Source organism: Azospirillum sp. A23 (genome assembly GCF_042938965.1).
Classification (GTDB): domain Bacteria; phylum Pseudomonadota; class Alphaproteobacteria; order Azospirillales; family Azospirillaceae; genus Azospirillum; species Azospirillum melinis.
Window position 1 is genome coordinate 920,193 of record NZ_CP170667.1, and the last position, 17,346, is coordinate 937,538.

General features: G+C 66.3%; 16 protein-coding genes. 5 read left to right on the plus strand and 11 right to left on the minus strand.

What is annotated here, in order from left to right; genetic code table 11:
* Positions 1-52: 52 nt before the first annotated feature.
* On the minus strand, positions 53-2,860 hold the full coding sequence (gene topA / locus ABNQ40_RS21745; RefSeq protein ID WP_109049841.1) for a type I DNA topoisomerase: 2,808 nt from the start codon (positions 2,858-2,860) through the stop codon (positions 53-55).
* Between the two features lie 46 nt (positions 2,861-2,906).
* The gene (gene dprA / locus ABNQ40_RS21750) at positions 2,907-4,043 is read right to left on the minus strand and encodes a DNA-processing protein DprA (RefSeq protein WP_109049842.1); all 1,137 of its coding nucleotides are present in this window, start codon (positions 4,041-4,043) and stop codon (positions 2,907-2,909) included.
* A 384-nt stretch (positions 4,044-4,427) separates the two neighbouring features.
* Between dprA and ABNQ40_RS21755 the strand changes: the two genes are divergently transcribed.
* Positions 4,428-5,906, plus strand: coding sequence for a methyl-accepting chemotaxis protein (locus ABNQ40_RS21755; protein ID WP_391348864.1), 1,479 nt, complete (start codon positions 4,428-4,430; stop codon positions 5,904-5,906).
* 69 nt (positions 5,907-5,975) lie between these two features.
* On the opposite strand, the gene ABNQ40_RS21760 is transcribed toward ABNQ40_RS21755, so the two are convergent.
* The gene (locus ABNQ40_RS21760) at positions 5,976-6,773 is read right to left on the minus strand and encodes an oxepin-CoA hydrolase, alternative type (protein WP_109047785.1); all 798 of its coding nucleotides are present in this window, start codon (positions 6,771-6,773) and stop codon (positions 5,976-5,978) included.
* Positions 6,774-6,973: 200 nt separating this feature from the next.
* On the opposite strand from ABNQ40_RS21760, the gene ABNQ40_RS21765 reads away from it, so the two are divergent.
* Positions 6,974-7,693: a rhomboid family intramembrane serine protease gene (locus ABNQ40_RS21765; protein WP_247879541.1), complete on the plus strand. Its 720-nt coding sequence runs from the start codon at positions 6,974-6,976 to the stop codon at positions 7,691-7,693.
* A 75-nt stretch (positions 7,694-7,768) separates the two neighbouring features.
* Entirely contained in the window at positions 7,769-8,656 is an 888-nt protein-coding gene (locus ABNQ40_RS21770; RefSeq protein ID WP_109047787.1) for an S-methyl-5'-thioadenosine phosphorylase, read from the plus strand.
* Between the two features lie 78 nt (positions 8,657-8,734).
* Here ABNQ40_RS21770 and ABNQ40_RS21775 read toward each other — a convergent pair whose 3' ends face one another.
* Complete coding sequence (locus ABNQ40_RS21775) at positions 8,735-8,872, minus strand: hypothetical protein (protein ID WP_158285526.1); 138 nt, start codon at positions 8,870-8,872, stop codon at positions 8,735-8,737.
* A 509-nt stretch (positions 8,873-9,381) separates the two neighbouring features.
* Between ABNQ40_RS21775 and ABNQ40_RS21780 the strand changes: the two genes are divergently transcribed.
* The gene (locus tag ABNQ40_RS21780) at positions 9,382-10,470 is read left to right on the plus strand and encodes a TRAP transporter substrate-binding protein (RefSeq protein WP_109047788.1); all 1,089 of its coding nucleotides are present in this window, start codon (positions 9,382-9,384) and stop codon (positions 10,468-10,470) included.
* A gap of 71 nt (positions 10,471-10,541) precedes the next feature.
* Here ABNQ40_RS21780 and ABNQ40_RS21785 read toward each other — a convergent pair whose 3' ends face one another.
* Positions 10,542-10,985, minus strand: a complete 444-nt coding sequence (locus ABNQ40_RS21785) for a MaoC family dehydratase (RefSeq protein WP_109047789.1) — start codon at positions 10,983-10,985, stop codon at positions 10,542-10,544.
* Positions 10,986-11,106: 121 nt separating this feature from the next.
* On the opposite strand from ABNQ40_RS21785, the gene ABNQ40_RS21790 reads away from it, so the two are divergent.
* Positions 11,107-11,694 (plus strand): TetR/AcrR family transcriptional regulator, encoded by a 588-nt coding sequence (locus ABNQ40_RS21790; RefSeq protein ID WP_109047790.1) that lies wholly within the window; start codon positions 11,107-11,109, stop codon positions 11,692-11,694.
* Positions 11,695-11,777: 83 nt separating this feature from the next.
* Here the strand turns inward: ABNQ40_RS21790 and ABNQ40_RS21795 are convergent, their stop codons facing one another.
* The 6 genes from ABNQ40_RS21795 to ABNQ40_RS21820 form a co-directional block, all read right to left on the minus strand.
* Positions 11,778-12,104 carry a DUF1153 domain-containing protein gene (locus ABNQ40_RS21795; protein ID WP_109047791.1) on the minus strand — a complete coding sequence of 109 codons (327 nt, stop codon included), beginning with the start codon at positions 12,102-12,104 and terminating at the stop codon, positions 11,778-11,780.
* Positions 12,105-12,293: 189 nt separating this feature from the next.
* A complete protein-coding gene (locus tag ABNQ40_RS21800; RefSeq protein ID WP_109047792.1) occupies positions 12,294-13,046 on the minus strand; it encodes a flagellar hook assembly protein FlgD in 753 nt (250 codons plus the stop codon).
* A 76-nt stretch (positions 13,047-13,122) separates the two neighbouring features.
* Complete coding sequence (locus ABNQ40_RS21805) at positions 13,123-15,009, minus strand: flagellar hook-length control protein FliK (protein WP_109047793.1); 1,887 nt, start codon at positions 15,007-15,009, stop codon at positions 13,123-13,125.
* A 285-nt stretch (positions 15,010-15,294) separates the two neighbouring features.
* Positions 15,295-15,804: a flagellar basal-body protein gene (locus ABNQ40_RS21810; protein ID WP_109047794.1), complete on the minus strand. Its 510-nt coding sequence runs from the start codon at positions 15,802-15,804 to the stop codon at positions 15,295-15,297.
* Positions 15,797-16,180 (minus strand): rod-binding protein, encoded by a 384-nt coding sequence (locus ABNQ40_RS21815; protein ID WP_391348872.1) that lies wholly within the window; start codon positions 16,178-16,180, stop codon positions 15,797-15,799. Before ABNQ40_RS21815 ends, ABNQ40_RS21810 begins: the two co-directional genes overlap by 8 nt.
* 5 nt (positions 16,181-16,185) lie before the next feature.
* Positions 16,186-17,328, minus strand: a complete 1,143-nt coding sequence (locus ABNQ40_RS21820) for a flagellar basal body P-ring protein FlgI (RefSeq protein WP_109047795.1) — start codon at positions 17,326-17,328, stop codon at positions 16,186-16,188.
* Positions 17,329-17,346 lie beyond the last annotated feature (18 nt).

Sequence of the window (17,346 nt, forward strand, 5' to 3'; positions counted from 1 at the left end):
TTCCCCCTTTTCCCGATGGGAGGAGGGGGAATTGCCGGGGTGGCGAAGGCGGTTACGACGCCTTCGCGGTCTTCTTCTTCGGCGCGGCGGCGGCTTCGGCGGGAGCATCCTTCGCAGCCTTGGCCTTGGTCGCCTTCTTGGCGGCCGGCTTCTTGACCGCAGTCTTCGCCGGGGCCTTCGCCTTGGCGGGCTTCTCCGCCTCGGCACCCTCCGCCTTGGCCGGTTCGGCATCCTTGGCCGCCTTGCCGCCCTTCTTGGCGGCGTCCTTGGCGACCTTGGCGTCGATCAGTTCCAGCGCCTGCTCCAGCGTGACGCTGTCCGGCTCGGTCCCCTTGGGGATCGAGGCGTAGACGCTGGCGTGCTTCACATAAGGCCCGAAGCGGCCCGACCCCATGGTGATCGGCTTGCCGGTCTTCGGGTGGTCGCCCAGGGTCTTGGCCGGGGCCGACGCCTTCTTGGCAGCACCGGCCAGCAGGTCGACGGCGCGGTTGATGCCGATGGTCAACACGTCGTCGTCGGGGGTCAGCGACTTGTAGACGCTGCCATGCTTCAGGTAGGGACCGAAGCGGCCGATGCCGGCGCTGATCTCCTCGGCCGTTTCCGGATGGTTGCCGATGACGCGCGGCAGGGCCAGCAGCTTCAGCGCGGTGTCGAGATCGACGTCGGCCGCGGCCATGCCCTTGGGCAGGGAAACCCGCTTGGGCTTCGGTGCCTCGTCCTTCTTCTTTTTCTTCGCCTTCGGCTTCTTGCCGTCCGCCGCAGGCTCCTCCGCGAGCGGCTCCTCCACCGGCGGGGCGGCAGCAGCGGGCGCCGGGCCGAGCTGGATGTAGGCGCCGTACGGACCGCGGCGCACCGTCACCGGCAGGCCGGTCTCCGGATCGTTGCCCAGTTCGCGCGGGCCTTCCTGTGCCTCGCCATTCTCGTCGTTGGCGACGGCCAGCGGCCGGGTGTAGCGGCATTCCGGATAGCGCGAGCAACCGATGAAGGCGCCCATCTTGCCCAGCTTCAGCCCCAGCCGGCCCTCGCGGCAGACCGGGCAGACGCGCGGGTCATGGCCGTCCTCGGTGGCGGCCGGGAAGAAATGGGCGCCCAGCTCGTTGTCGAGCGTGGTCAGCACCTGGGTGATCGTCAGGTCCTTGGTGCCGTTCACCGCCACGTCGAAGGCGGTCCAGAAATCGCGCAGGACGGTCTTCCAGTCGATCTTGCCGTCGGAGATCTCGTCCAGCTGGTTCTCCAGCTCCGCCGTGAAGTTGTACTCCACATAGCGGTGGAAGAAGTTCTCCAGGAAGGCGGTGACCAGACGGCCGCGGTCTTCGGGGATGAAACGCCGCTTGTCCAGCCGCACGTAATTGCGGTCCTGCAGCACCTGAAGGATCGAGGCGTAGGTCGACGGACGGCCGATCCCAAGTTCCTCCAGCTTCTTGACGAGGCTGGCTTCGGAATAGCGCGGCGGCGGCTGGGTGAAATGTTGTTCCGGGTCGATGTCACCGCGGGAAAGATCATCGCCCTGGTCCATGGCCGGCAGGCGGCGTTCCTGCTGGTCGTCCTCGGCCGCGTCGTCGCGGTCTTCCTGATAGACCTTCAGGAAGCCGTCGAACACGACGATGGAGCCGGTGGCGCGCAGCACCACGTCCTTGGACGGGCTGGCGATGTCGACCGCCACCTGATCCAGCACGGCGCTTTCCATCTGGCTGGCCAGCGTACGCTTCCAGATCAGCTCATAGAGCCGCAGTTCGTCACTTTCCAGATAGCCGGCCACCGAGTCGGGGCGGCGGTGCAGGTCGGTCGGCCGGATGGCCTCGTGGGCCTCCTGGGCGTTCTTGGCGGCGGTCTTGTAGACGCGCGGCTGGGCCGGGACATAGCGCTCGCCATACTGCGTGCCGATCAGGCCGCGGGCGCCGTCGATGGCCTCCTGCGACAGGCTGACGCCGTCGGTTCGCATATAGGTGATGAGGCCGACCGTCTCGCCGCCGATGTCCACGCCCTCATACAGCTTCTGCGCCGTGCGCATGGTGCGGGTGGCGCCGAAGCCCAGCTTGCGCGAGGCCTCCTGCTGCAGGGTGGAGGTGGTGAAGGGCGGCGACGGGTTGCGGCGGCTCTGCTTGCGCTCCACCGTCGAGACGGCGAAAGCCTGCGGACGGATCCGCGCCACCGCGGCCTCGGCGGCCTCGCGGTTGGGCAGACCAAACTTGTCGAGGCGCTTGCCGTCCAGCTGGGTCAGCGACGCGGTGAAGGCGGCGCCGGCCGGCGTGGTGAAGCCCACCGCGATCGACCAGTATTCCTGCGGCTTGAAGACCTCGATCTCCGACTCGCGCTCGCAGATCAGGCGCAGCGCCACCGACTGCACGCGGCCGGCCGACTTGGAGCCCGGCAGCTTGCGCCACAGCACCGGCGACAGGGTGAAGCCGACCAGATAATCCAGGGCGCGGCGTGCCAGATAGGCGTCGACCAGTTCCTGCGACACGGCGCGCGGGTTGGCCATGGCGGTCTGGACGGCCGACTTGGTGATCTCGTTGAAGGTGACGCGCTGAACGTCGCGGTTGTCGGACAGATGCTTTTCGCGAAGGAGTTCGGACAGATGCCAGGCGATGGCCTCTCCCTCGCGATCCGGATCGGTTGCGAGGTAGATGCGGTCGGCCGACTTCACCGCCTTGGCGATCTCGTCGATGTGGCGCTTGGAGCGGTCGCCCAGCTCCCACTCCATCGCGAAGTCTTCGTCCGGGCGCACCGAGCCGTCCCGGGCCGGTAGGTCGCGGACATGGCCGAAGCTGGCGATGACGGTGTAGTCGTCGCCCAGATACTTGTTGATGGTCTTCGCCTTGGCCGGCGATTCGACGATGACGACGTTGCTGCCCGGCAAGAAACCAGCCCTTCGCGTATGCCCACTCAAACCAAGGCGGCGCCGATCAGGCGAGAGAGACCTGATGACCGGGAAGACGCTGGACTCGGCCGGCAAGCTCAAGTTCCAGAACCACGGTCAGCACCACCGGAGCGGACAATTGGCACCCGCGAACGAGTTCGTCAATGGTGACGGGCGAGGGACCGAGGTTTTCCAGCACCACGGCACGCGCCTTGGCAAGGTCGGATTCGTCGGGTTCCATCGCTCGGCCATGGGTGAGGGCGGGTGCGCTGAACAGGTCGGGCTGCCGTTCCGCCAGCATCGGCGGGCGCAGGGTTTCGATGGCGCGCAGCACGTCGTCGCTGCGCTCCACCAGCGTGGCGCCCTGGCGCAGCAGGTTGTTGGTGCCATGGCAGCGCGGGTCGAGCGGGGAGCCCGGCACCGCCATCACCTCGCGCCCCTGCTCCAGAGCCATCCGCGCGGTGATCAGCGAGCCGGAGCGCAAGGCCGCCTCCACCACCAGCACCCCCAGCGACAGGCCGGAGATCAGGCGGTTGCGGCGCGGGAAGTGGCGGGCCTGCGGCTGGGTGCCGATGGCGCTTTCCGCCACCACCACGCCCTGCGCCAGGATGTCGCGGTACAGCCTCTCATTCTCCGGCGGATAGACGACGTCGATGCCGCCGGCCAGCACCGCGGCGGTGCCGCTGGCCAGCGAACCGGCATGGGCGGCGGTGTCGATGCCGCGGGCCAGGCCGGAAACCACCAGCAGCCCGGCAGTCCCGAGGTCACGCGCCAGCGATTCGGCGAATTTCTTGCCGTTCAGCGAGGCGTTCCGCGCTCCGACGATGGCGACCGCGCGCCGTTGCAGCAGATGGGCGTGACCCATGATCGAGATCACCGGCGGGGCATCGTCCACCGCGGCCAGCGGTTCCGGGTAATCCGGTTCGCAGGCGCAGAGCAGACGGGCGCCGAAGCGGCGGTTGGCCTGCATCTCCCGCTCCGCCTCGGCCTTGGAGGCGATGCGCAGCGCCTTGGCCCGTCCGCCGCGCCGCGCCAGATCCGGCAGCATGTCGAGCGCCTTGGCGGCGCTGCCATACTGGTCCAGCAGGCGGTGAAAGGTGATCGGCCCGACATTCTCCGTCCGGATGAGGCGGATCCAGTCGAGCCGTTCGGCGTCGGTCAAAGGGCGGCGCGGTTGTGTCATGCCGGAAACATTTACAACCTGATATCGGGGGGTTCAACATGCATTCGCACTAATTCGCGATTGGCGCGATATTTCTGCTCCTGGATGGTTCGGCGCTGCTGTGGCTGTAGGGAGACCCATGAAGGGCTTCGGCGGCACGCTGGCGCGAAACAATTTTATTCTATGCAGGCAATAAAGTTTCAGAATTGAAGGAAAGTTAAGATATTAGATTTGGTTTATCTTTGAGTTTTTCCCATAATGTCTATGGTTATTGGTCTTTTATGACAGTCATATGCTTCATGGGTAATGAAAATTGTCACAACATGACAAATTTATCCTTATGGAGTTCTCTGCAATTATCGCTATCATTCGCATGCATAATAGAGTACTCACGCGAGGTGATCGATGTTCGGACGGGGAAAGCACAATCTGGCGCTTAAGCGCAAGATGGCGGCGCTCGATGCGCTGCGCGCCAAGGTGATGGTGGCTGATGCCGATCTGACCATCGTCCACGTCAACCCCGCCGTGGTCGGGCTGCTGCGTCAGGCGGAAGGCGATTTGCGCAAGGAACTGCCGCGCCTGGACGTCGATCGTCTGGTCGGCAGCAACATCGACGTCTTCCACAAGAACCCCAGCCATCAACGCACCATGCTGGCGTCGCTGACCAAGCCGCACAGCGCCACGATCAAGGTCGGCGGGCATCAGTTCGACCTGCTGGTCACGCCGCTGACCGAAGACGGCCAGCGCATCGGTTTCGTCGTCGAATGGGCCGACGCCAAGGATCGGCTGCAAAACCTCGACTACGCTGCCCAGATGACGGCGATCAACCGGTCGCAGGCGGTGATCGAGTTCACCACCGAGGGCATCATCACCAGGGCCAACGACAATTTCCTGAAGGTGATGGGCTATCGCCTGGACGAGGTCGTCGGCAAGAACCACAGCATGTTCGTCGAGACCGCCTACCGCGACAGTGCGGACTATGCCCGTTTCTGGGAAACGCTGCGGCGGGGCGAATTCCAGGCGGCGCAGTACAAGCGGATCGCCAAATCCGGCAAGCCCGTGTGGATCGAGGGCGCCTACAACCCGATCCTCGACGAGACGGGGCGGGTCGTCAAAGTGGTCAAGTTCGCCGTCGACGTGACCGCGCAGGTCTCGTTGCTGAACAACCTCAAGATCATGATCGACAAGAATTTCGGCGAGGTCGATCAGGCGCTCCGCCTGTCGATGGGGGAGGCGGAGTCCGCCAACCATGCCGCGGGTTCGACCTCCGCCAGCGTCCAGGCTGTGGCGGCGAGCGCCGAGGAGCTGGTCGCCTCCATTGCCGAGATTTCCCAGAGCATGACCCGCGCCCGCGCGGCGACGGACGGCGCCTTCGACCGCACGGTGGCGGTGGCGGAAAGCACCGATCGGCTGGCAGCGGCAGCCCAGGCGATGAACGGCATCGTCGGGATGATCAACAGCATCGCCGGCCAGATCAATCTGCTGGCGCTGAACGCCACCATCGAAGCCGCCCGCGCCGGAGAGGCGGGGAAGGGCTTCGCCGTCGTCGCCTCGGAGGTGAAGAACCTCGCCAATCAGGCCGGCAAGGCGACCGAGCAGATCTCCGCCGAGATCGAAGGCATCCAATCGACCTCGACCGAGGTCGCCAATGCATTGAACGCCATCCGCGAAGCCGTCGCGGTGGTGCGCGAGCATGTGACCGGCACGGCGTCGGCGGTGGAGGAGCAGAGCGCCGTCACGCAGAACATGTCGTCCAACATGCAGAGCGCGTCGGCCGCCGTGGCGACCGTCACCTCCAACGTCTCCGCCATCTCCAGCGCGGTCAGTCAGGTGTCCGGCGCGGTCGAAAGGACCAAGGAGGCGGCGCACGTTCTCGTGCGGTGACGCGCACGGGCGCGGCCACGGATACGAGGGCCGGGCGCCGCACCCACGACGCCCGGCCGTTCGCGTCCGTCAACGCCTATGGAACGTCGGCGGCCGCTTCTCGAAGAAGGCAGTGATGCCTTCCTTCGCTTCGCCATGGTGCAGGGCTTCGACGAACAGGTCGCTTTCGCGGGCAAGCTGGGTGGCGAAGCTGCCATAGGCCAGCTCCATCAGCTTCTTGGCCCGGCCCATGGCACCGCTCGGCCCTTCGGCGATGGTCCCGGCCCAGGCGATGGCCTCGGCCAGCGCCTGTCCGGGGGCGGTGATGCGGTTGACCACGCCGGCTGCATGCAGACGCGCGGCATCGACCGGGCCGCCGGTCAGCATCAGCTCGGCATAGAGCTGCGGCGGCAGCGCGCGGGCGAGAGAGGCGGAGGCGCCGCCGTCGGCGGTCAGCCCGACCTTGACATAGGCGGTCAGGAACTGCGCGTCCTCCGCCGCGACGATCAGGTCGCAGGCCAGCGCCAGCGAGAAGCCGGCGCCGGCGGCCGGACCCTCCACCGCGGCGATGATCGGCTTGGGGCATTCGCGCATGGCGCGGACCCAACCGTGAAAACGCTCGATGCCGTCCCGGTTCTCCGACCGTGACCGGCTGCCATGGTGATAGAGGTTATTGAGATGCCCGCCCGAGCTGAAGGCGCCACCGGCGCCGGTCAGCACGATGGCACCGATGCCGGGGTCGTGCGTCGCCTCGTCCAGCGCATCGCGGCCGTCGGCCATCATCTTCAAACCAAGCGCGTTGCGGGTGCCGGCGTCGCTCATGGTCAGCACCATGACGCGGCCCTGGCGCTCAACCGTCATGCTGCCGGTGTCCTGACGTTCGTTCATGGTCGTTTCTTCCCCGGTTGTCTTTGTCCGGCAGACGGATCCTCGCCGGATGGTGGAATGACTGTGCCAGTTGGGGAACGATGCTCCAATCCGTCCGACCGGTATAGGAGCGTCCCTGATGCCGCGGGAAACCGCTGTTTTTCCGGAATATCCCTTCCTACATTGGGGTGAGACCTATCGCCGCGCAAAGCCGTGGCGGCATGGGACTGCGGTACCTGATTGTACGGGGGCAGGGCATGGCGCTGGCGGTGGACCGGCAAGGCCGGGGCGGGAGAGGTGGACCGATCATCGCCATGGCCGCTCCGCCTTATGCCAACCGCACCGTAATCCTGGTCTGCGTGCTGGCCTTCGTCCTGCGGCTGCCGCCGGAATCCTTCGCCTTCGTCCCCGCCTATTTCTTCGGAACGGTCGAGCTGGCCGGGCCGCTGCCCACCGGCGCGTTGTGGCGCGGGCTGTTCGGCCATGTGCTGGTTCACGGCGACCTCACGCATCTGCTGTCCAACATGGCGGTGCTGTGGCTGCTGGGCGATGTGGTGGAGCGGGAGGTCGGTCATGTCCGTTATCTGCTGCTGTTCCTTGCCGGAACGGTGGCGGCGGCGCTGACGGAGGGGCTGCTGGCCGCTGACCGGATGGCGCCGCTGATCGGGGCGAGCGGGGCAATCTGCGCGCTGATGGGAGCCTTCCTGTGGCTGCGCCCACGCGCCGGCCTGCTGTCGCGGCGCCTGCCGCGGCGGCTGGTGCAGGGGGCGATCCTGGTCTTTGCGCTGCTGAATGCGGCGATGACGCTTGTGCCACTGAACGCGGAGTCCCCGCTGGCGGAGGTCGGCTGGGGCGCCCATGCCGGCGGGCTGGCCGCCGGGCTGCTGCTGGGCGCGGTGCTGATCCTGCCCGGGCGAAGCCGGGCGAACGGCGGACTTTAGAAAGTGCCTTGAGCGGTTGCATTCGACGCCGGTCACCGAAATACTCGCGCGATCTTCAGCGGGGGACGGCGGTTCATGAGCGACGGCAAGAGTGGAGAGACTGTTCTGGGCGTGATCGGCGGCAGCGGCCTGTACGACATCGACGGGCTGGAGAACACCCGCTGGGTCAAGGTGACGACCCCCTTCGGCGATCCGTCCGACGAACTGCTGACCGGTGAGCTGGCGGGCCAGAAGCTGGTCTTTCTGCCGCGCCACGGCCGCGGCCACCGCATCCCGCCGTCGGAGCTGAATTTCCGCGCCAACATCCATGCGCTGAAACAGCTGGGCGTGACCGAGATCCTGTCGGTCTCGGCGGTCGGCTCCTTGAAGGAGCATCTGCCGCCCGGCACCTTCGTCGTGATCGACCAGTTCATCGACCGCACCTTCGCCCGCGACAAGACCTTTTTTGGCAGCGGTCTGGTCGCCCATGTGGCGCTGGGCCATCCGGTCTGCGGGCGGCTGGGCGACCTGATCGAGGGGGCGCTGGCCGAGCTGGATATTCCGCACCAGCGGCGCGGCATCTACATGGTGATGGAAGGGCCGCAATTCTCCACCGTCGCCGAATCGAACCTCTACCGCAGCTGGGGCTGCGACGTCATCGGCATGACCAACATGCCGGAGGCCAAGCTCGCCCGCGAGGCGGAGATGTGCTACGCGACCGTCGCCATGGTCACCGATTACGATTGCTGGCACGAGGGGCACGACCATGTCTCGGTCGATGCGGTGATCCGTGTGGTGGTCGCCAATGCCGGCAAGGCCCGCTCTCTGGTGGCGGCGCTGGCGCCGAAGGTGGCGCGGCGCGAGGGGCTGTGCGCCCAGGGCTGCCACACGGCGCTCGACAACGCCATCATGACGGCGCCCGGCCACCGCGATCCGGCGATGCTGGAAAAGCTGTCGCTGATCGTGAAGCGCACGCTGGGCTGATCCGTTGCCGGCGGGGTGGAAACGCACTATTTTTGGGGTGGGCGTACCGGGGCTGCTATCCCCGATACGCCCGCCCGATCAGCGGTCCAGGTACTCAAGCGGCAGTTTGACCACCTGCAACAGCAGGATCAGGAGAGTGAGGATTTTCTCCATCCTCTCGCCCTCCGTCAGTACGGCGCGGGCGGTGGCCGTTCCGCCGCCCCGACTGCGCGGCAAACATGCCGAGCATCCCGATCAGCTGGAAGTCGCATGCAATTGCATTTGTTCGCCCTTGCGCGTGGGCGAAGACTGTCGGCGAAACCGCTGGCATCGTGAGGTCGCCACGGCCAAGCCCATGAACGAAAGTAGGGGTGGGTGCCATTTCGCCCGTCGCATATATCATCGGTACATGTAACCATTCAGGCGACGGCAAGACGGTTCTGCGGTTGATCGATACGGCTGATGGCTGTTCGCCAGAGCGAATGAACGATTCCCGTGTCATCCCGTGATGCATTGCTTTGAGAAATCCCGGATAGAGCGATGACCACTTGGCGTCGCTTCAGTCGCGTATGCACTCTGTATTTTTCACGCGACGAAATAAAACCGGAATGGAAGCTATGCAATTTAACGAATTGTCGGACAGCCGTTGCGATTTCTAGGATTGTTCGGACACCATAGTGTCTTGTGTTCGGCAAATGGCGTCATCGTTCAACCGGCGCCATGGCCATAACGATGAGGAAACGTTCATGAAGCGTCGTTCCTTCCTGACCTCCGCCGGTGTCGGCGTCGCCGCCAGCACCCTGGCGGCCCCTGCCATCGCCCAGAGCCAGCCGGAGATCCATTGGCGTCTGGCGTCCAGCTTCCCCAAGAGCCTGGACACCATCTATGGCGCCGCCGACACCATTGCCGCCCGTGTCGCCGCCGCGACCGACGGCAAGTTCACCATCCGCCCCTTCGCCGCCGGTGAGATCGTCCCCGGCCTGCAGGTGCTGGACGCGGTGCAGAACGGCACGGTCGAGTGCGGCCACACCGCCAGCTATTATTATGTCGGCAAGGATCCGACCTTCACCTTCGACGCGACGGTGCCCTTCGGACTGAACGCCCGCCAGCAGAATGCCTGGATTTACAATGGCGGCGGCATGGCCCTGCTGCGCGAGTTCTTCGACGGCTATGGCGTCATGAACTTCCCGGCCGGCAACACCGGCGTGCAGATGGGTGGCTGGTTCCGCAAGGAGATCAAGACCGTCGAAGATCTGAAAGGCCTGAAGTTCCGCATCGGCGGCTTCGCCGGGCAGGTTCTGGCCAAGCTGGGCACGGTGCCGCAGCAGATCGCCGGCGGCGACATCTATCCGTCGCTGGAAAAGGGCACCATCGACGCCGCCGAGTGGATCGGCCCCTATGACGACGAGAAGCTCGGTTTCAACAAAGTCGCCAAGTACTATTACTATCCGGGCTGGTGGGAAGGCGGGCTGAACGTCTCGTTGCTGGTCAACAAGCAGCAGTGGGAACAGCTGCCCAAGCAGTACAAGGCCGTTCTGGAGGCCGCCTGCTTCGAGGCCAACCTGACCATGAACGCCAAGTACGACGCGGAAAACCCGGCGGCCCTGCGCCGTCTGGTCGCCGGCGGCGCCCAACTACGCCCCTTCCCGCGCGAGGTGATGGAGGCCTGCTACAAGGCCGCCACCGAGCTGTATGACGAAACCGCCAAGACCAATCCGAAGTTCGCCAAGATCTATGAGCCGTGGAAGAAGTTCCGCGACGACGAATATCTGTGGTTCCGGGTGGCCGAGAACTCCTTCGACAACTTCGCCTTCACCGCCGGCCTGAAGCGCTGACGTCATAGGCTGAAGTTTGCAGCCCCCGCATCCCGTCCCGGATGCGGGGGCTTTTTTCAGGCATATTTCCGTCAGGCCGGGCGGCCAGGGGCCAGCAGGTTGGCGATCATGGTCTGCACCACCTCGTCGTTCTGATTGAGGGTGGTGGTCTTCACCCGCAGCACGCCCTGGTCGGGCCGCTTGGCGGAACGCCGGGCTTCCAGCACCTCCATCTCGATGCGCAGCACGTCGCCGGGACGGGTCGGGCGCGGCCAGCTTATCTGGTCGACCCCCATGCCGATATAGCCGCCGGCCAGTTCGGCGTTGCTGCCCACGATCATTCGCATCGTCATCCCGGCGGTGTGCCAGCCGCTGGCCGCCAGTCCGCGGAACAGCGTGTCCTTCGCCGTTTCGGCGTCCAGGTGGAACGGCTGCGGGTCGAACTTTTCCGCATAGGCGACGATTTCCGCCTCAACGACCGTCAGCGGCCCGCCGGTGAAGCGGTCGCCCGCGGTGACATCCTCGAAATAGCGCATCCCCCTGAACTCCATTCTTGATGATACAGACCTGTCTCTTCGTTGCGATGGTAGAGACAGGTCTGTATCATTGTCAATGCGGGGCTTGGACCCGACTGTTGTGAGCGGGTGGGATTGGCGGATGGGTGGAGTTGAAGGTGAGAGGAAGCCGGCGCGCGAGCGGATTCTCGACACCGCGGCGGAGCTGTTCTATCGCGAGGGCATCCGCGCGGTCGGCATCGACACGATCATCGCCCGCTCCGGGGTCGCGAAGATGAGCCTCTACCGGAATTTCGCGTCGAAGGACGATCTGGTCTGCGCCTATCTGGAGCGCAGCATGGTTCAGCACGCCGCCTGGTGGGACCGGGTGACTGCCCGCCACATTGGTGATTCGCGCGCCCAGATGAAGGCGATCTTTACAGCGCTCGGCCACTGGATCGATCATCCGAAATTCCAGGGCTGCCCCTTCACCACCGCTGCTGCCGAACTGCGCGATCCCGCCAACCCCGCACGGGCGCTGGCGCTGGCGCACAAGAGCATGGTCCGTGACCGCCTGTACACGCTGGCGGTCGCGGCGGGCGCCGACGATCCGGACCGGCTGTGCGGTCAGTTGCAGCTTCTGATGGAAGGCGCCTATGCCGCCGGCCGCGTGCTGGATTTGGGGCCGGGCAACGAAGCGGTGGCGAGTGCGGCTGCGGCCCTGATCGACGGGGCCTGCGCGGAGAAATAGTCACCCGAGACTTGGCGCTCCATCAAACGCAAGAAAGCGCCGCGGGACGCTCCCGCGGCGCTTTCCCAAGTCGGCACACTGCGTCAGTCGGCGCCGATGCGGTCGCGGACCGTCTGGCCGGGGCGGTAGTCCTGCAACCGGGTGGCGCGCAGACCGCGCATGCCGTGGCTGTCGATCAGCCTCTGCCAGGACAGGAATTCCTCCACCGACAGGGTATAGCGGCGGCAGGCTTCCTCCAGGCTTATCAGGCCCGAACGGACTCCAGCGACCACTTCCGCCTTGCGGCGCATCACCCAACGCTTGGTGTCGGGCGGGGGAAGGTCGTTTTCGGTCATGGGACGCCCCTCAGGACCAATGACCGATGCACCGGCTGCAGAATCGTCGCCGATGTCGAATTCGATGAGTGCCATGCGCGGACGCTCCAACCCAAACTGTGGATTCCACGATTTCGGGGTACTGTATGCGCCGGCACTTAACAAATGCCTAAACGAAAGGGTTAACTTTTTATCGGGTGGTAGTTGCTCACCCGAACGGACAGGGCGGTCGCGGTGGCCCATCCGTCCAGGCTTGCAGCAGTCGGCCGGTACAACGAATCCGGGTCAGTAGACGGTGGTCAGCTTCGACAGGGGAACTTCGCTGGTGCCGATGTTCAGCACCGTCTCGCCGTCCTTGTTGTTGCCGATACCGGCGACGGTGCCGAAGGTGTAGGTGGTGGTCTTGATGGTGTCGTTCTTGTTCTCGGACACCGGCGCCACGTTCATGCGATAGGTGCCGGGCTGCACCGCGCGGCCGTTGTTGTCCTTGAAGTCCCAGCTGACGGCATGCTTGGTGCCCGCGGTGGTTTCGCCGGGCATCGAGCGGATGATGTTGCCGTTGGAGTCCAGGATGTCGACGCGCACCGATTTGGCCGAGGTCGCCAGTTCGTAGCCCAGCGGCGCCTGGGTCATGCCCTGCGAATACTGGAAATTGTCGCCCTCGAAGGCGACGGTGCGGCCGAGATAGGCAAGGTTGGTCGAGGCGGTGCCGGCCGACTGCAACTGCACCAGCTTGTCCAGGCGGCTGTTGGTGCCGATGTTCTGCTCGACGTTGGCGAAATCGACCAGTTGCTTGGTCATGTCGTTGGTGTCGAGCGGCTTCAGCGGATCCTGGTTCTTCATCTGCGTGGTCAGCATGGTGAGGAACGTCTGGAAATTGTCGCCCAGCCCCTTGGTGGCCGAGGCGGTCTTTTCGGCATCGGTCTGGGGCGTCTTGGAGGTTTCGGACGCCGTCTTCGACCCGGTGGAGAGACCACCCGAATAGGTGCCGTACTGGTTCACGGTCGGGGTGTTGGTGGTGTTGGTGGTCGTGGTCATGGCGGTCGTCCTCTATGGCCCTGTCGGCCGGAATCTCTGATGCGAAGGCGGGATGCGGCCGGATCGGCCGCTCCGCTCAGGCGCGGATGTCGACGCGCCCGTCGCCGAGCGTCGCGGTGTAGACGGCAGCCTCGGACCCGTCATCGTCGCCGCCACTGCCGAAGCCGCGGCCGCGCTTACCCGATCCGGTCCCCTTGCCGTCGCCCCGGCCGTCGCCGGCGAAGGGATTGCCCTCGCCGCGTAGGCTGAAGTTCAGGCTGTTAGCGTCCGTCTGCAATCCAGCGTCCTGCAAGGCGCGTTCCAACCCGCGGCTGTCGCGTTGCAGAAGTTCGAGCGTCTGTGCCTTTTCCACCGCGACCATCGCATTGACCCGGCCATCGGCGCCGATGTCCAGCTTGATGTCGATCCGGCCCAGTTCGGCCGGATGCAGGTTGATGGTGAACTGGTCGACCTCGTCGGCGACGCTCTTCCTGATGTGGACGGCGATCTGGTCGTGCACGCCCATTGGCATGCCGGCGCCGCGCGACGGACGGAGTGTCGCGGTGGCGGCCTGCGGCTGGTCGAGGCCGGGAATGCCGGCATGCATTCCTTCCATCGCGGCGAGCGCCGGGTGGGTGTGCGGGCTGGCGGCAGACGCGCCGGTCGCGGCGGTTCCCTCGACGCCTCCGATGCCCTCCAGCGCCTTGGCAGCGGTGCCCGTCGCGGCTGCTGTGGCCGCTTCCGCCACCGGCATGGCCGGCGCCGTGGGTGGGGTCGGCTGCTGCATCGCGGTCGGCGCCTGGGGCTGGGCATCATTCCGGCTGCCGCCCTCGGTTCCGGCATGCTTGCCGGATTGCCTGGCATCGCCGGCCTTCGCCTTGGCGGCGGCCAGCAGATCGGCGAAGCGGTCGGGCAAAGCGGCATCGTCGGTCGGCAGGGCCTCGGCGTCGGGCTGTGCGCCGGGTTCGGCCTGGGCCGCATCCGTCGTCTGGGCGGCGTCGCCACCGACGGCGGCGGCCTTGCCGCCGGCCTTCGCTGTGGCTTCCGCACCCGCCTGACCGGCTGCCGCGGCTTCGGTGGCGGCGGCCTGCGCCTGGGCAAGCTGGGCTGCACGCTGGGCGGCGGGATCGACAGGCCCGGCCACTCCGGTTGCAGGGGCGTCGGCACCGCCGGCCGCGTCATCTGTGCTGTCCGGCGCCTTCGTCTGTCCGGCCGGCATCAGGCCGGCAAGGATCAGGTCGCTCGCCTGCGGGATCGGTTGCTGCGCCGTCGGCTGGACAGGCGGCAACGGCTGGTCGGCGGGTTGGGCGGTGGCCTGTCCCTCGGCGGAACCATCCGACGGGTCCTCACCGCCGGCGTCGGCCATGGTTTCGCCCTGTGCGGCGGCGTCGGCCGAGGCGGAATCGCCGGTCGCGGCAGCGTCTTCGGCATCGGCGCTGCCGACGGCCGTCGCCGCATCGGTCTTGTCCGCATCCGCCTTGTCGGCATTGGCCTTATCCGGGCTGCCCTTGGCCTTGTCGGTCCTGGGCTGGTCTTTCGCCGTCTTCTCGGCCTTGGCCGGACGGTGGTCCTCCTGGCGGGCCTGAACCTTCGGATCGTCGTCCTTGCCGGCCTTCGTCTCGGCCGCGCGCGTCGCGTCGGGGGCATCCTGCTGGCGCCGGGTTTCCGCGGTCCTGTCGCGGGTCAGGTCGAGCTTCGGCTCCGCGCGCACCGGCTGCCGGCGCTGCGCCTCCGCGGCGCGGGCGTCCCTGGCATCCTTTGCGGCATCTTTCGCCGCTTCCTTCGCCGCTTCCTTAGACGTGTCTTTCGCGGAGTCGCGGGCTGCCGCGTCGGCCTGCTCGCGCTTGCGCGCCGCGGCATCGGTCAGCATGCGGTCCATCATCTTGGAAAATAGATCGTTCTTCGTTCCGGTCCCCTGCGTCTGCTGGGACTGGCTGAGACCGTCGAACAAGGACGCGGCGATTTTGTTCGATTGGACTTCCATGGAAGGGCCTCTCAGGGACGGCGGAACGCACCGACGGCGATGCGCTGGGACCAATGCAACGGACGGGCCAACCGCGGTCCCCTGTTATCGCGCCCTTGATCGGGAGCCGGACGGCAGTTCCCGCCGCATCGTACGGTCCTGACCGGCAAATTCCGCCGGGTGCGGGGCCTTTCTTGCCGTAGCCGCCAGGCACAAAAAGAAAGGCACAAAAAGAAAAAGGCCGCCCCTGTGGAGAGAGGCGGCCGTCCGAAAAAGCTCGGCAGTTACGGATGGAGGTCGATCGGATCAGAGCCGGGTGTTCAGCGCCGCCGAGGTGCGCGGCCCGCTGGGCGGTGCGGAATAGCCGCGGCCGCCACCCATGTGGGCGGCGTAGGCGGTGGTCGGCGCCTTCTGCTGGCGTGTGATGACGGTCACCACGGTGTCGACCATCACCTTCTGCGCCTCGCCACCGATGCGCAGGGCCTCGGCATTGTCGGCGGTGGCCGCATAGAGCTTGCCGGTCGCGTCCTTCAACGACGTCTTCAACTCCTGCGGCAGGGCGATCAACCCCTCGCGGTCGACGCGCAGCATGCGGCTGATCTCCTCATAGACCAGCGTCATCGGCTGCTTGTCCTTGACGATCTGCGCCAGCTCCTTGGCCGGACGGCGGGCGCGGACGGCTGCGGCCTCCCGTTCCAGCAGGGCGGTCAGGCGGCCCATCAGCTCGATCAGCGCGACCGCGCGCTCCTGGGCGTTCTTCGGCAGGTTGGCGGCCGGCTTGGGCTGCTGGGGGAAACGAACGTCGACCTTATCCATGGCTGGCCTCCTGGGCGCGAAGAAGCTCTCCGTAAACCTGATTGGCGATGCCGAAACCGCCGCGCTGGGTGATCTGCTTGCCGAACTGCTCGATCAGCATCGGGCGGAACATCTCTTCCCCGCGCCCGCCGCCGAAGGTCTCGTCGGTGCCGATCCCCTCGAACATCGGGCCCAGCATCTGCGAGACGAACTGGCTCTCGAACTCGTTGGCGGACTTGCGGATCTGGGCAAGCTTTGCCGGGTCGATCTTGGCCTCGAGATCGGAAATCTTTGCCAGGGTGCGCACGCCGAACCCTGCGGCCTGGGCGCGCTCCACCAACGACGAGGCGGGCGGTGCGCTGCGCGGTGCCGAAGCGGTGGAAAGGGCGGGGCTCATGGTCATCAGATCACCTCGATCTCGGCTTGCAGGGCTCCGGCGGCCTTGATCGACTGGAGAATGGCGATCATGTCCCGCGGTCCCACTCCAAGCGCATTCAAGGATTGTACCAACTCCTGCAAGGTCACCCCGGAATTCATCACGGCGAGGCGGTTGTTGGATTGCTCGTCGACCTGGATGTCGGTGCGCGGCACCACCGCGGTCTGGCCCTGGCTGAACGGGCCGGGCTGGCTGACCTGCGGGGTTTCGGTGATGCGGATGGTCAGGTTGCCCTGGGCGATGGCGACGGTGGAGATGCGGACATTCTCGCCCATCACGATCACCCCGGATTTCTCGTCCACCACCACGCGGGCGACCTGATCGGGGGTGATGCGCAGCTGCTCGATCTCCGTCACCAGCCCCACCACGTCGCCGCGGCGCGAGTCCGGCACGTTGATGAGGACGGAGGCCGGGTCGGTCGCCTGGGCGCGGTTGCCGCGCAGCTGGATGTTGATGGCGGTCGCCACCCGCTGGGCGGTGGTGAAGTCGGGATTGCGCAGGGACAGCCGCAGCACCGGCAGCTCGGCCAGCGAGAACTGGATCTCGCGCTCCACGATGGCACCGGAGGAGATGCGGCCGGAGGTCGGCACGCCACGGGTCACGCTGGCGCCCTGGCCCTGGGCGGTGAAGCCCGACACGGCGATCGGCCCCTGGGCCACGGCATAGACCTCGCCGTCGGCGCCCATCATCGGAGTGACCAGCAGGGTGCCGCCCAGCAGGCTCTTGGAGTCGCCCATCGCCGACACCGTGACGTCGATGCGCGTACCCTGCGCCGCATAGGCGCCCAGCGTCGCCGTCACCATCACCGCCGCCACGTTCTTGGTGCGCAGGTTGGTGCCGCGGGTGTTGACGCCCATCCGTTCCAGCATGCCGGTCAGGCTCTGCTCGGTGAAGGGTGAGTTGTTCAGGCTGTCGCCGGTGCCGTTCAGGCCCACCACCAGCCCGTAACCGATCAGCATGTTGTCGCGCACGCCTTCGACATCGACGATGTCCTTGATACGGGCCGACGCGGCCAGTGCCGGTGCGGCCGGAATGCCGAACGCCAGCAGGGCGGTCAGCATGGCCAGGACGGCACGACGGCGCAGAAGGCGAAAGGCGGTGGGGATCATGACGCGGACACTCCTGAA